Here is a 12711-nt window from a genome sequence, read left to right on the forward strand (position 1 = left end):
CCTCCCCGTACCCGGGCCCCCGCGGGCCCCCCCCCCCCCCCCGGGCCCGCCGCCGGGCGGGGGGGGGGGGGGGGGGGGGGGGGGGGGGCGGGCCCCCCCCCCCCCCGCCCCTCCGTAACCGGCGCACCCGCCTCGCCGCCGCCTGTGTGGCGCTGCCCGGCGGGGTGGGACTCCGGTTGACCTCCTGCGCCGCCTCCCGGCCCGGCTCCCGGCAGCCGCATCGCGGCGCCGCGCGGAGCGGCTGACCGGCGCGGTGGCGGGAGGCGTGGTAGGCAGGAGGATGTGACAGACTCCGCCGGCCGAGCTCCGTGGATCGCCCCGCTCCCGTGGGTGCTGATCGCGGCCAGTGTGACCCTCGAGCTGACGACGCCGTCCGCGTACTCCTACCTGTCGCTGCTCAGCGCGGCGACCCCGCTGGCCGCGCTCGCCTACCGCACCCGCTGGGTCGTCGCCGTCGCCGTGACCGGCGCCCTCGGCATGATCGCCCTCCAGATCGACCAGGGCCACGCCTACAGCTCCCACTTCCTCGTCGACTTTGGTGCCAACGCCCTCATCGCCGGCGTGGCCGTCTTCTTCACCGTCACCGTGCACCGCTCCACCCAGCGTCTCGAACGCGTCCAGGCGCTCGCCGAAGCCGCCCAGCGGGCCCTGCTGCGCCCGCTGCCGCGCCGGGTCGGCGCCGTCGCCCTGGCCGGCTTCTACCGTGCTGCCGACACCGAGGCCCTGGTCGGCGGCGACCTCTACGGGGTCCGGCAGTCCGCCTGGGGGACCCGCATGATCCTCGGCGACGTGCGCGGCAAGGGCAACGGCGCCGTCGCCACCGTCGCCACCGCCCTGGCCACCTTCCGCGAGGCCGCCGCCGTCCAGGAGACCCTCGCCGACGTCGCCGAACGCATCGAGACCGCCCTCGCCCTGGACTCCGCCGACGCGCACGACGAAGAGCTGTTCGTGACCGCCGTCCTCCTGGAGTTCCCCGCCGACGAGCCCGTGGTCCGCCTCCTCAACCGCGGCCACCCGCCCGTGCTGCGTCTGGACGCCGAGGGTGTGCGCCCGCTCGACGTCCCCTTCGCGCTCCCGCTCGGCCTCGGCGGCCTGCTCGGCGCCTCGGCCCAGAGCGAGGTCACCCACCCCCTGGACGACGGCGTCCTGCTCGTCGCCTACTCCGACGGCATCACCGAGGCCCGCGACACCCACGACGAGTTCTACCCGCTCACCGGGCGCCTCGGCTCCGTCTTCACCGGCCGCGCCGCCCAGCGCCGCACGCCGGCCCGCGTCGCCGAGTTCATCGAGAACGACGTCGCCGAATGGGCGCCCGTCCTCAAGGACGACGCCGTCGTCCTCGTCCTCGAACGCGTCGCGCCGCGGCCGACCTCCTGACCGCCTCGCCCAGGGGCCTGCGGCTACCGGGTCACCCAGTGGTTCGTCCGCAGCTTCCGCCCCGCGAACAGGACCTCGCGTTCCTCCAGCAGCTCGAAGCCCAGCCCGCGGCAGACCCCGTTCGACGCGGCGTTCGTCGCCCCGGGGAACGCGTGGATCCGCCCCCACCGCCCGTCCTGGCGCGCCAGCGCCAGCAGTGTGCCCACCGCCCACTTCGCCAGGCCCCCCCCTGGAACTCCGGCAGGACCATCCATCCCATCTCCGAGACGACCTCGCCGTCCTCCTCGTGGGACCACAGCACCACGGAGCCGGCGACCTCGCCCTCGTCCGTGACGACCATCTTGATCCAGCCCTCGTCCGCCGCCGCGGTCGCGACGTCGGAGGCGACCTTGGCGGGGATCCCCTCGACCGGCTGCGGCCCGCCGAGCTCCGCCATCATCACCGGATCGCAGCGCATCCGCTCGTAGGCGCCGACGTCGCCGAGCTCCACATTCCGCAGCCTCACGGCACCCTCCCGACATCCCGAGTCATCACGATGCTAGAGGCGGCCACTGACAACGACCACGAGGGTGCGCTCCGGGCTCAGACCGACGGGACGCGCTTGGCGTCCAGCCCCTCGGCGATCACCTGGATCACCGCGTCGATCCCCTCCACGCTGCCGCGCGGCACCGCGAGCGCCAGCGCGGTCGTGCGCGCCGCGCACAGCGTCTCGTGGGCCCGGCGCAGAGCACGGGAGTCGTGGGCAGGCTCACACAGCAGGTCGGCGTTGTTCAGGGCGGCGATGGCCGCCGCTGCACCCATGGCGCGGTCGGCCGCGGTGCGCACCGCCGTCGGATCGCCGGTGGGGGCCAGCGTCGCGCCGGCGGAGGTGACGTCGGCGTTGAGCTGCGACAGCGGCTCACCGACCAGGCTGGAAATGGTGCGGGACATGCGGACTCCCCGTTGACGAACTACGGCTCGCGTCCCTGTGCCTCCGGTCCGCTCGCCGGTCCCGGCCACGGGCCGGGCGGCGCCCAGTCTGCCTTGCGAACGCGATCCTGTCACTCACCTGTCCACGACCCCCACCAGCCCCGACCACTCCACCCGCGCCCCGGCGCGGGCACCCACCCGCACCGCGCAAACGATGCGGCCGTGGCCTCCCATGGGGGAGACCACGGCCGCATCCTCGGGGCAGCCGAGGCGCTCAGCCTACGGCCCGCGACTGACAGACCCGCCAGACCCGCTGTCCGCCGGCCCGTCCGTCCCCCGCTCGCCGCCGCCAGAACGCGACCACGGCCCCTCGGGGACCGGAGCGGACCGGACCGGACCGGCCCGGCCCGGCCCGGACTGGACCGGATCGGAGCGGACCGTTCAGGGGGCGATCGGCAGCTGCCGCTTGTGCTCGGTCATCCGGTAGCGGTCGACGATCGTCTCGAAGACCCGCTCGTCCACCGGCTTCCCCTCCAGGAAATCGTCGATGTTGTCGTAGGTGACCCCGAGGGCGTCCTCGTCGGCCTTGCCGGGCGTGAGGGTCTCCAGGTCGGCGGTCGGGACCTTCCACACCAGCTCGGCGGGGGCGCCCAGGCGGTCCGCGACGGCGCGCACCCGGCGCTTGGTCAGGCCGGTCAGCGGCACCACGTCGGCGGCCCCGTCGCCGAACTTGGTGAAGAACCCCGAGACCGCCTCGGCGGCGTGGTCGGTGCCGACCACCAGCCCGGCGTGCGCGCCGGCCACCGCGTACTGGGCGATCATGCGCTGCCGGGCCTTGATGTTGCCGAGGACGAAGTCCTGGTGGTGCGCGTCCCGGAAGGCCACGTCCGCGGCCAGCGTCGCCGCCAGCATGGCGTCGCTCGCGGGCCTGATGTCCACCGTCAGCACCTCGTCGGCCTGGATGAACGACAGCGCGAGCTGCGCGTCGTGCTCGTCCGCCTGGACCCCGTAGGGCAGCCGCATCGCGTAGAACCGCGCCTCGTGCCCGGCGCCACGGGCCCGCTCGACCGCGAGCTGGCACAGCCGCCCGGTCGTGGTGGAGTCGACGCCGCCGCTGATGCCGAGGACCAGCGCACGCAGCCCGGTGGAGGTGAGCCGCTCGGCGAGGAAGGCCACCCGGCGCTCGATCTCCTGCTCCGCCTCGAAGTTCTGGGCGACCTGGAGGTCCCGGGCGATCTCCCGCTGCAGGGCGATGGACGCCGACTCGCTCACGTCTGCTCCTTGTTCCGATCTCTGACTGCTGCCGCGCCCACCCTATCGAGACGCGAACGCGGCAGCTCCGAGGCATGCGGGACCGGCACCGCGCACCCCTGCCGCGTCAGGGCTGAAGACCGCCGTCGACCGCCAGCACGTGCCCTGTGATGAAGCACGCCTCGTCACCGGCCAGGAACAACGCCGCCGCCGCCACGTCCTCCGGCAGGCCCAGGCGCCGCAGTGGAGTGCGCTGCGCCACCTCGTCCAGGCCCTCGCGCGGGAACGGAGCGGTCATGTCCGTCTCGATCACCCCGGGAGCGATCGCGTTGACCCGGATGCCCTGCGGGCCCAGCTCCTGCGCGGCACTGAGCGTCAGCGTCGCGATCGCGCCCTTGGTGGCCGCGTAGGCGGCCATGAACGGCACACCCATCGAGGCGGCGAGCGAGGTGAGCAGCACGATCGAACCCCGGCCACGCGGGGTCATGATCCGCGCGGCGCCCTGGAGCACCGCGAACGTGCCCAGCACGTTGACCTCCACCACGGCGCGCACGTCCGCGTCGGGGATCTCCTGGAGCACTCCGCCCAGCCCCATCGTCCCGGCGTTGGCGACCACGATGTCCAGATCCGGGCGCTCCTGCGCCAGCGCGGCCATGAACGCGGCGACCTGCTCCTGGTCCCGCTGGTCCAGCGCGAGCCCGGTCACCGAGCCGCCGGTCTCGGCGGCGATCTCCGCCGCGGCGGCCTTCGCCTCCCGCTCGTCCCGGCCGGTCAGCACGGTCTCGGCCCCGGCCCCGGCGAGCCGCCGGGCGACCGCCCGCCCGATACCCCGCGTCCCACCGGTGACCAGCGCCGTCCGCCCGTCGAGTTCCGTCAGCACCCTCGGCCCCCCGCCGCACCCCACGCGCGGCACCCTGCCGCGACGACCACCCACGAAACCACGAACAACCCAGTGCCACCATGGATATGACACTGCACCAGCTCACGTGCCGGGGCACGCGGGGGAGCACAGGGCGCTCACGCGGAGCGCCCACCCGGCCCGGGTCACCGTGCCGCCGTCCAAGGGCCGCCGCGCACTGGGGGGACCGAAGCCGACTTCCAGGGTGCCATCGCACCGGTCCCGCAGTAGTAGGTCACCGAGAGACGGACACCGAGCAGGTAGACGCCCGACCCCGCTGTGTGTGTCAGTTCGTCCGACCGCACCGGCCTGCTCGACCGCACTGTCGTGCCTGGCGGCACCGGCGCGGGGCTCGCGGTGGTCAGCACGTCCTGGTCCACGGACGTGGCCGTGCGCAGATCCGGGGGTGCGTCGACGGTGAGTTGCAGGGTCCAGTTCCGGTCCGCGTAAGTACGGATACTCAGTTCCCCATCCGCCCGACCCGATCGGTCAGGCGCGGCACCTCAGCATCACCAGCGGCGGAAAGGCGAGCGCGTCCGCCCAGAACTCGGCGCCGAACTCCTTGACGCCCTCCTCCGACACCTGCACCGGCACCCACTCCACCTCGCTGAACCCGGCGGCACGCAGCGACTCCTCGTACACCTCGCGGCGCGGTACCGCGGCCACGATGCTGATCGGCTCCGGCTCCAGCAAAGCCGTCACCCGCACCCGCGGGCCCACCTCGATCTCCTCGCCCGTCGGCTCACAGCGGAACCCGTACCTCTCCAACGACGGACAGTCGAAGCCGTAGTCGGGGCGCTGCGCGAAGACGAAGAACTCCCCGCCGGGCACCAGCGCGGCGTGGATGTTGCGGCACATCCGCTCCAGCGTCGCGATGTCCGGCGCGTAGTTGAGGCACTGCACGGCCACCGCCACGTCGAACCGCTGGTCGACCGACGTCAACTCGGCGGCGTCGCCGACCTCGTAACGCACGCCCAGCGGGTCGCGCCGCTCGCTCTCCCGCGCGGCGGCGATCATCTCGCCCGAGATGTCCACGCCGAGCACGTCCGTGGCGCCGCGCCGCTTGAACTCCCGGCTGTAGAAGCCCGTTCCACACGCCACGTCGAGGACCGACCTGCCGCTCACCTCGCCGACCATGGCGAGGAAGCTCGGCACCTCCCCGTAGCGGACCAACGGCAGCGACTTGAATCCGTCGAACGCCTCACCGATCGCGTCGTACTGCTGCACAGTCATGTGCCGCCCCCTTCGGTAGCCAGTGCGCCTGTTACAGCCGCGACGCCAACCCCTGGTTCGTGTCCGGCCGTTCCCGGAAGTCTCTCCCCGGGCCACCGCCGAGACGTACTGGCAGAACCCACACTTCGTCAGGCCCCCGCCACCCGACACCTCGGTCGATCACCCCACCGGCGCCCCGCGCGTCGGTCGAGGTTCAACCGACCACCGGACGAACCGGGTTCGCGACCGTCGGGAAACTGTCGATCGTCGCGAGGACGGGGCCCGGACGCGCCACGTCCTCCAACCGGACGGCGACCGCCAGCTCGTAGGCGTCGTTCTCCGGCGGGAAGGCGATCGCGTTGGCATTGCGGAGGATCACCGGACCGTCGACGACCCTGTTCCGCAGCGTCACGCCGGGCAGCAGGTCGGGGATGGTGACGCGGATGTTCAGCGCGAACTCCTGCACCGCCGGGAACGGCTGGCCCGGGGTCAGGGCCCGGAGCGCTCCGGCCGGCGGAAGGCGATCGGGGTCCAGCACCCAGGTGACCTCGCCGATGGTCGCCCCGGCCCCGTCGCACGCGTCCGCCGTGACGAGCAGCGGGACCGCTTCGACGCTGCCCGCCCGGTAGCGTCGCAGCAGTTCCGCATCGAAAGCCATGACTGTGTCACCCGCGAAGTCGACCTGGTGGGCGTGTCCGCCGACGGTGACGACCGCGCCGCCGGTACGACGGTGGACGGACTCCGTCGCTGCATGCGGGCTGGGCGGACTGTTCATCGATCCCTCGACACGGGCGGGCAGGTGCGGGACTCAGTCCTCCTCCTCGCCCTCGCCCTCCGGGTCCAGCCCGACCTCCTCACGGTCCAGCTCGGTCCGTTCCTCCAGCTCGTCCTCGTTGGCGCGCCTTGGCATACCGCGCCCATGACCGGTGTCGGGGTCTCCCTCGACGGCCTTGTTCGACTTGTGGTGAGCCATGACTCCTCCTCGGTTCGCCGACGACCGCGAACAGCGGACCCACCCACCACTCAAACCCCATCACCGCAGCCGCGCAAACGGGCGCTCGACACCCCTCGGCCCGCCGTGCGGCAGGCGGTCCGGCCGCGCGTCGGCGTGCTCCTCCTCGACGGTCGGCCCCCAGGGGATGGACAGCGAGCCCGCCAGTGCCGCAGGCTACGGGGCCATGGTCGATCCCACCCCTGACCGGGGCACCCGGCAGGAGCTCCACGCCTGCCTCCTGGCCACCGCCCAGGACATCGCCTCCCTCCTGCGCACCGACGCGGACGCGGCGACCCTCATACCGGACGCCACCTGGACCGTCGGCCAGGCCGCCGCCCACCTGGTGCTGGCCAACGAGCTGATGGCCGACCTCGCGGCCGGCACCGAACGCGCCTATGGCGACGGAACGGCGGCGAGTCTCGCCGCCGCGAACGAGGACTCGCTCGCGGCCTGGCCCGAACGCGACCTGACCGTGCTCGCCGACGGCCTGGTCCGCCACACCGAGGCCTTCGTCGCCGCCGACGTCCTCGCTGACAGCGCCGCGCCGGTGGCGAGCCCGCTGGGGCCGATGACCCAGGAGATCCTCGGCTCCTACCTGCTGACCCACATGCTCGGCCACGGCTGGGACATGGCCCGCGCGCTGCGCCGTCCGCACATGATCGACCGCCGCCGCGCGGAGCTGTGCCTGCCGTTCCTGTTGACCGCGATGCCCTGGGTGCTGGACCGCGACGCGGCCGGGAACCTCGATGTCACCTACACCCTCGGGTTGCGCGGCAACCCCGACCGCTTCGCCGCCGCCTTCTCCGGCGGTTCGGTCACCGTCACCCCCGGGGCGCCGCAGCGGAGCGACTGCACGATCATCACCGAGTCGGTGACCTTCCTCCTGATCGCCCTGGGCCGCTGCTCACCCTGGTCGGCGGTCGCCCGTGGCAAGATCCTCGCCTGGGGCCGCAGGCCCCACCTGGCCGCGACCTTCCCCACCTACTTCCGGGCGCCCTGACCGCCGCTCCCGTGCGCGCCCGGCACCTCGTGCGCACGGTGAGACCGCCGTATCGTTGCCGGCGACGCCGAGGACGCATCGGATCCGAGGAGAGGCGGAGACGCCGTGTGCCGTCTGTTCGCGCTCAGCAGCGCACCCGTCCGCACCCGCGCCACGTTCTGGCTGCTGGACGCGCCGGACAGCCTCAGCGACCAGAGCCACCGCGAGCCCGACGGCACCGGTCTGGGCTGGTTCGACGCCGCGGGCGCGCCGCAGGTCCACAAGGCGCCGATCGCTGCCTACCAGGACCGGGCCTTCGCCGAGGAGGCCAGGAGCGTCGCCTCGACCACGTTCCTCGCCCACATCCGCTACGCCTCCACCGGTGCGGTGGAGCTGCGCAACACCCACCCTTTCGAGCAGCGGGGGCGCCTGTTCGCCCACAACGGCGTGATCGAGGACCTGCCCCGGCTCGACGCCCACCTGGGCCGCGACCTGGCCCTGGTCCGCGGCGACACCGACTCCGAGCGCTTCTTCGCGCTGATCACCCGCGAGACTGCGGCCCGCGACGGTGACGTCACGGCCGGGATCGAGGCCGCCGCGCGCTGGGCCGCGCGGAACCTGCCGATCTACGCCCTGAACGTCCTGCTCACCACCGCCGACCAGGTGTGGGCCCTGCGCTATCCGGACACCCACGAGCTCCACGTCCTGCAACGACACCCCGGTGGCCACCACGGCGACCGGCACCTGGACCACAGCGGCACCGCAGGCCGGCTGCGCGTCCACTCCGGGGAACTGGCCGGCCACCGCGCGACCGTCATCGCCAGCGAACGCATGGACGACAACCCCGCGTGGCAACCACTGGAGCCCGGCGAACTTCTCCACGTCGGCCCCGACGGCGGCGTCACCCGCCGCGTGATCCTTCCCGACGAGCCCGCCCACCGCCTCACCCTCGCCGACCTCCACCCGGCCGCGGCCGCCTCGCAGCGCCCTACGGCCCCGCAGTCGGCGCCCCCGGCTCCGTAGCACCCTCGGCGTCGTCCCGCGTTGTCCCCCTGACCCCGGAGCGTTCGCGCGTGCGCTGCCGACATGACGCCGCCGACTACGATCGCGATCATGACGATGCTGCGCTGCGCCGTGCTCGACGACTACCAGAACGTCGCCCTGGCCACCGCCGACTGGGCCGCTCTCGACGACCGCGTCCAGGTCCGGTCGCTGACCTCGCACATCGCCGACCAGGACGAGCTGGTCGCGGCCGTGGCCGACTGCGAGATCCTGGTGATCATGCGCGAGCGCACCCCGATCGGGGAGGACCTGCTGGCCCGGCTGCCGCGCCTGCGCCTGCTGGTCACCTCGGGAATGCGCAACGCCGCCGTGGACGTGGGCGCCGCCCGCCGACACGGCGTCACCGTCTGCGGCACCGACAGCAACGCGCAGCCGCCCGTCGAGCTGACCTGGGCGCTACTGCTGGGGCTGGCGCGCCGGATCGTCGTGGAGAACCGCGCCCTGCGCGAGGGTGGACCGTGGCAGCAGAGCGTCGGCGCGGACCTGTCCGGGCGACGGCTCGGCCTGCTGGGTCTGGGCAAGATCGGCAGCCGGGTCGCCCGCATCGGCCACGCCTTCGGTATGGACGTGACGGCCTGGAGCCCTCATCTGACCCCCCAGCGTGCCGCCGTCGAGCACGTCCACCTGGCGGCCTCCAAGGAGGAACTGCTGGGGTCCAGCGACTTCGTCTCCGTCCACCTCGTCCTGGGTGAGGGGACACGCGGCCTGCTGGGGACCGCCGAGCTGCGGCGGATGCGGCCCACCGCCTTCCTGGTCAACACCTCGCGGGCGGCGATCGTGGACCAGGACGCGCTGGCGCTCGCGCTGCGGGAGGGCTGGATCGCCGGCGCGGGCGTCGATGTCTTCGACATCGAGCCGCTGCCCGCCGACCACCCGTTCCGCTCGCTGCCGAACCTACTCGCCACCCCGCACCTCGGCTACGTCACCGAGCGCAACTACCAGGGCTACTTCTCCCAGGCGGTCCAGGACATCGCTGCCTACCTCGACGGCACCCCGGTGCGGGAGCTCTCCGTCTGACGGGCACTGGTGGGCCCTGACGGGCCCTGCGGCTCAGCTCTTCCTGGTGAACTTGCGGATCGCGATCGGGGCCATCACCAGCGTCAACCCGGCGGTCCACGCGAGCGTGACGGTCAGGCCGTGGGCGATCGGACCGCCGGTCATCAGGCCGCGGGACGCGTCCGCGAGACCCGACATCGGGTTGTACTTGGTGAAGTTCTCCAGCCAGCCCGGCATCGAGCTGGTCGGCGCGAAGATGGAGGAGCCGAACTGGAGCGGCATCATCACCAGGAAGCCCATCGCCTGGACGGACTGCGCGTTCTTCATGGTCACACCCAGCACCAGGAAGATCCACATCACGGCGGAGCCGAACAGCGCCGACAGGCCGATCGAGGCCAGCAGGCCGGCCCAGTGGCCGTTGATCTGGTAGCCGACCAGCAGCGCGACGATCATCTGGATGCTCACGGCCACCAGCAGGCGGATCAACTCGACCGCGATCTTGGCGACGAGCACCGAACCCCGGCCGATGGGCAGGGACCGGAACCGGTCCATGATGCCCTTGTTGAAGTCCTCGTTGAAGCCGGTCCCGACGGCCTGGGCGATGTTCATGCTCATCATCGCGATCATGCCGGGGATGACGTACTGGACGTAGGCGGCCTGGCCGCCGCCGAGCGCCTGGCCGATCGACCCGCCGAAGACGTAGACGAAGAGCAGGGTGAAGATCACCGGCATCAGCACGGCGTCCATCATCGACTCGGGGTCCTGCTTGATCCACAGCAGGTTGCGCCGTATCAGCGCCCCGGTGTGGCGCAGATGACCGCGCAGGCCGATCTTGGGGTCGGCCTCGATGGTGATGGTGGGGGAGGGGGACAGGACGGCGGCGCTCATACGGCGACCTCCTCGAACTCGGGTGCGGACTGCGGCGCGACGGAGGCCTTCTGGCCGGTGAGGGAGAGGAACACTTCGTCGAGGCTGGGCAGCTCGACGGCGATGGAGCCGATCGTGACGCCGCGCGCGGCGACCGCCCCGACGACCGCCGTCAGCTGGTCGTCGCTGACGATCGGCACCAGCACCTCGCCGGACTCGGTCCGGACCACGGCGGCCGGACCGGCCAGGCGCTGCTCCTCCAGTGCCAGGGCCAGCGGCCGCAGGAAGGCGGGGTCGGCGGGACGGATGCGCAGCGTGCGGCCGCCGACCTTCGCCTTGAGCTGGTCGATGCCGCCGCTGGCGATGACCTTGCCGCGGTCGATCACGGTCAGCTCGGAGGCGAGCTGCTCGGCCTCCTCCATGTACTGCGTGGTCAGCAGCACCGTCACGCCGTCGCGGACCATGGCCCTGACCTCCGCCCACACCTCGTTGCGGGTGCGCGGGTCCAGGCCCGTGGTCGGCTCGTCCAGGTACAGCACGTGCGGACGGCCGATCATCGACGCCGCGAGGTCCAGGCGGCGGCGCATGCCGCCGGAGTAGGTGCGGGCCGGACGGTTGGCCGCCTCGGTCAGCGAGAACCGCTCCAGCAGCGCGTCCGCGCGCGAGCGGGCCTCCTTGCGGGACAGGTCCAGCAGCCGGCCGATCAGGTACAGGTTCTCCCGGCCCGAGATCTTCTCGTCCACCGAGGCGTACTGGCCGGTCAGGCCGATCACGCGCCGCAGCTGCCGGGGCTGGCGCACCACGTCGTAGCCGGCCACGACGGCCCGGCCCGCGTCGGGCGTGATCAGCGTGGAAAGGCACCGCACCAGCGTCGTCTTGCCGGCACCGTTCGGACCCAGCACGCCGAGGACGGTGCCCTCGTGCACGTCCAGATCCACACCGTCCAGCGCCCTGGTCTCGCCGAAGTGCTTGACCAGCCCCCGCACGGACACGGCCACCGGACGGCCGGACTCGGGGTTCTTGTCGTTTCGTGTCATGCCGCCCAAGCTGCCAGCCCCCGCTGATACCGCGCTGATACGGCCCTCAGGCCGCTGACACGCGCCTGACGCACCGGGCCGCACCGAGCCGGTCGGAGCCGGTCCGGTCCGGTCCAGGCCGGACCGGTCCAGGCTCGTCGGACCCGGCGCCGGAAGTTGCTTGAAAGATCGGCAACTTGACTACACTGCTTCTCAGGCAGCGCACAGCCGGACCAGCGGGCACAGGGGAGTGGGAACGATGAGCACCGGCGATCTGGGACACGAGGAGCCGCTCAGCGCTCGCATCCGGCAGGACGTGCCGCACAGCGCGCGGATGTACGACTACTTCCTGGGCGGAAAGGACCACTACGCCGTCGACCGCGAGGCCGCCGAGCGAGTGCTCGAGGTCTTCCCCGACATGCGCAGCGCCGTCCAGGCCAACCGCGCGTTCATGCGCCGCTCGACCCGCGTGATGGCGGGCCGGGGCCTGCGGCAGTGGCTCGACATCGGCACCGGCATCCCCACCTCACCCAACCTCCACGAGGTCGCGCAGGGCGTGGCCCCGGACGCGCGCGTCGTCTACGTCGACAACGACCCGGTGGTCCTCGCCCACTCCCGCGCCCTGATGACCAGCACCCCCGAGGGCCGGACCGCCTACATCCACGGCGACGTCCGCGACCCCGACACCATCCTGGCCGCCCCGGAACTGGCCCGCACCCTCGACCTGGACCAGCCCGTCGTGCTGTCCATGGTCGCCCTGCTGCACTTCGTCCCCGACATCGCCGAGGCCCACGCCATCGTCGACCGCCTCTTCAAGCCCCTGCCGCGCGGCTCCGCCCTGGTGCTCTCGCACGCCACCGCCGAGCTCGATCCGGCTGGCGCCCCCAAGGTCCAGGAGATCTACAACCGCGCCGGCACCACCCTGCAACTGCGAACCCGGCAGGAGTTCGCGACCTTCTTCGAGGGCCTGACGCTCCTGGAACCCGGCATCGTCACCGCCCACCGCTGGTGTCCCGACGACATCGACCCCCTGCCCGAGGGACTGACGGACGCCCAGGTCTCGTTCTACGCCGCGGTCGGCGTCAAGCCGTAACCGACAAAGGCGGCGGCCTCCCGTACGGGGATGCCGCTATCCATCCCCCAACAAACA

General features: G+C 72.6%; 14 protein-coding genes and 1 pseudogene. 5 read left to right on the forward strand and 10 right to left on the reverse strand.

Annotation, left to right across the window (positions count from 1 at the left end):
* Positions 1–282 precede the first annotated feature (282 nt).
* Positions 283–1377 (forward strand): PP2C family protein-serine/threonine phosphatase, encoded by a 1095-nt coding sequence (locus tag ABH931_RS13025; protein WP_370112614.1) that lies wholly within the window; start codon positions 283–285, stop codon positions 1375–1377.
* Positions 1378–1400: 23 nt separating this feature from the next.
* Here the strand turns inward: ABH931_RS13025 and ABH931_RS13030 are convergent, their stop codons facing one another.
* The 8 genes and pseudogenes from ABH931_RS13030 to ABH931_RS13065 form a co-directional block, all read right to left on the reverse strand.
* Positions 1401–1583 (reverse strand): hypothetical protein, encoded by a 183-nt coding sequence (locus tag ABH931_RS13030; RefSeq protein WP_370112944.1) that lies wholly within the window; start codon positions 1581–1583, stop codon positions 1401–1403.
* Between the two features lie 80 nt (positions 1584–1663).
* Positions 1664–1834, reverse strand: a pseudogene (locus ABH931_RS13035) (N-acetyltransferase); the annotation flags it as partial.
* Positions 1835–1959: 125 nt separating this feature from the next.
* On the reverse strand, positions 1960–2307 hold the full coding sequence (locus tag ABH931_RS13040) for a hypothetical protein (RefSeq protein ID WP_370112616.1): 348 nt from the start codon (positions 2305–2307) through the stop codon (positions 1960–1962).
* A gap of 420 nt (positions 2308–2727) precedes the next feature.
* Positions 2728–3558: an ammonia-dependent NAD(+) synthetase gene (gene nadE / locus ABH931_RS13045; RefSeq protein WP_370112618.1), complete on the reverse strand. Its 831-nt coding sequence runs from the start codon at positions 3556–3558 to the stop codon at positions 2728–2730.
* A gap of 106 nt (positions 3559–3664) precedes the next feature.
* On the reverse strand, positions 3665–4417 hold the full coding sequence (locus tag ABH931_RS13050; protein ID WP_370112620.1) for an SDR family NAD(P)-dependent oxidoreductase: 753 nt from the start codon (positions 4415–4417) through the stop codon (positions 3665–3667).
* 507 nt (positions 4418–4924) lie between these two features.
* The gene (locus tag ABH931_RS13055) at positions 4925–5668 is read right to left on the reverse strand and encodes a class I SAM-dependent methyltransferase (RefSeq protein ID WP_370112622.1); all 744 of its coding nucleotides are present in this window, start codon (positions 5666–5668) and stop codon (positions 4925–4927) included.
* A 193-nt stretch (positions 5669–5861) separates the two neighbouring features.
* Positions 5862–6422, reverse strand: a complete 561-nt coding sequence (locus ABH931_RS13060; RefSeq protein WP_370112624.1) for a hypothetical protein — start codon at positions 6420–6422, stop codon at positions 5862–5864.
* Between the two features lie 33 nt (positions 6423–6455).
* Positions 6456–6620, reverse strand: a complete 165-nt coding sequence (locus ABH931_RS13065) for a hypothetical protein (protein WP_370112626.1) — start codon at positions 6618–6620, stop codon at positions 6456–6458.
* A gap of 205 nt (positions 6621–6825) precedes the next feature.
* On the opposite strand from ABH931_RS13065, the gene ABH931_RS13070 reads away from it, so the two are divergent.
* The 3 genes from ABH931_RS13070 to ABH931_RS13080 all read left to right on the forward strand — a co-directional run bounded on the left by ABH931_RS13070 (position 6826) and on the right by ABH931_RS13080 (position 9699).
* Positions 6826–7641 (forward strand): maleylpyruvate isomerase family mycothiol-dependent enzyme, encoded by an 816-nt coding sequence (locus ABH931_RS13070; protein ID WP_370112628.1) that lies wholly within the window; start codon positions 6826–6828, stop codon positions 7639–7641.
* 105 nt (positions 7642–7746) lie between these two features.
* Entirely contained in the window at positions 7747–8643 is an 897-nt protein-coding gene (locus tag ABH931_RS13075; protein WP_370112630.1) for a class II glutamine amidotransferase, read from the forward strand.
* A 90-nt stretch (positions 8644–8733) separates the two neighbouring features.
* A complete protein-coding gene (locus ABH931_RS13080; protein WP_370112632.1) occupies positions 8734–9699 on the forward strand; it encodes a D-2-hydroxyacid dehydrogenase family protein in 966 nt (321 codons plus the stop codon).
* Between the two features lie 33 nt (positions 9700–9732).
* Here ABH931_RS13080 and ABH931_RS13085 read toward each other — a convergent pair whose 3' ends face one another.
* On the reverse strand, positions 9733–10566 hold the full coding sequence (locus tag ABH931_RS13085; RefSeq protein WP_370112633.1) for an ABC transporter permease: 834 nt from the start codon (positions 10564–10566) through the stop codon (positions 9733–9735).
* Positions 10563–11582: an ATP-binding cassette domain-containing protein gene (locus tag ABH931_RS13090; protein WP_370112635.1), complete on the reverse strand. Its 1020-nt coding sequence runs from the start codon at positions 11580–11582 to the stop codon at positions 10563–10565. Before ABH931_RS13090 ends, ABH931_RS13085 begins: the two co-directional genes overlap by 4 nt.
* A gap of 238 nt (positions 11583–11820) precedes the next feature.
* Here ABH931_RS13090 and ABH931_RS13095 point away from each other — a divergent pair, with 238 nt between their 5' ends.
* Positions 11821–12654 (forward strand): SAM-dependent methyltransferase, encoded by an 834-nt coding sequence (locus ABH931_RS13095; RefSeq protein WP_370112637.1) that lies wholly within the window; start codon positions 11821–11823, stop codon positions 12652–12654.
* Positions 12655–12711 lie beyond the last annotated feature (57 nt).

Origin of the sequence: Streptacidiphilus sp. MAP12-33, assembly GCF_041261265.1 — a bacterium.
Classification (GTDB): Bacteria; Actinomycetota; Actinomycetes; order Streptomycetales; family Streptomycetaceae; genus Streptacidiphilus.

What these genes read in the sequence shown, in the direction of transcription:
- ABH931_RS13065 (WP_370112626.1), bottom strand. Translation starts at nt 6,620, where the DNA reads ATGGCTCACCACAAGTCGAACAAGGCCGTCGAGGGAGACCCCGACACC.
- ABH931_RS13040 (WP_370112616.1), bottom strand. Translation starts at nt 2,307, where the DNA reads ATGTCCCGCACCATTTCCAGCCTGGTCGGTGAGCCGCTGTCGCAGCTC.
- ABH931_RS13080 (WP_370112632.1), top strand. Translation starts at nt 8,734, where the DNA reads ATGACGATGCTGCGCTGCGCCGTGCTCGACGACTACCAGAACGTCGCC.
- ABH931_RS13060 (WP_370112624.1), bottom strand. Translation starts at nt 6,422, where the DNA reads ATGAACAGTCCGCCCAGCCCGCATGCAGCGACGGAGTCCGTCCACCGT.
- ABH931_RS13085 (WP_370112633.1), bottom strand. Translation starts at nt 10,566, where the DNA reads ATGAGCGCCGCCGTCCTGTCCCCCTCCCCCACCATCACCATCGAGGCC.
- ABH931_RS13055 (WP_370112622.1), bottom strand. Translation starts at nt 5,668, where the DNA reads ATGACTGTGCAGCAGTACGACGCGATCGGTGAGGCGTTCGACGGATTC.
- ABH931_RS13095 (WP_370112637.1), top strand. Translation starts at nt 11,821, where the DNA reads ATGAGCACCGGCGATCTGGGACACGAGGAGCCGCTCAGCGCTCGCATC.
- ABH931_RS13090 (WP_370112635.1), bottom strand. Translation starts at nt 11,582, where the DNA reads ATGACACGAAACGACAAGAACCCCGAGTCCGGCCGTCCGGTGGCCGTG.
- ABH931_RS13070 (WP_370112628.1), top strand. Translation starts at nt 6,826, where the DNA reads ATGGTCGATCCCACCCCTGACCGGGGCACCCGGCAGGAGCTCCACGCC.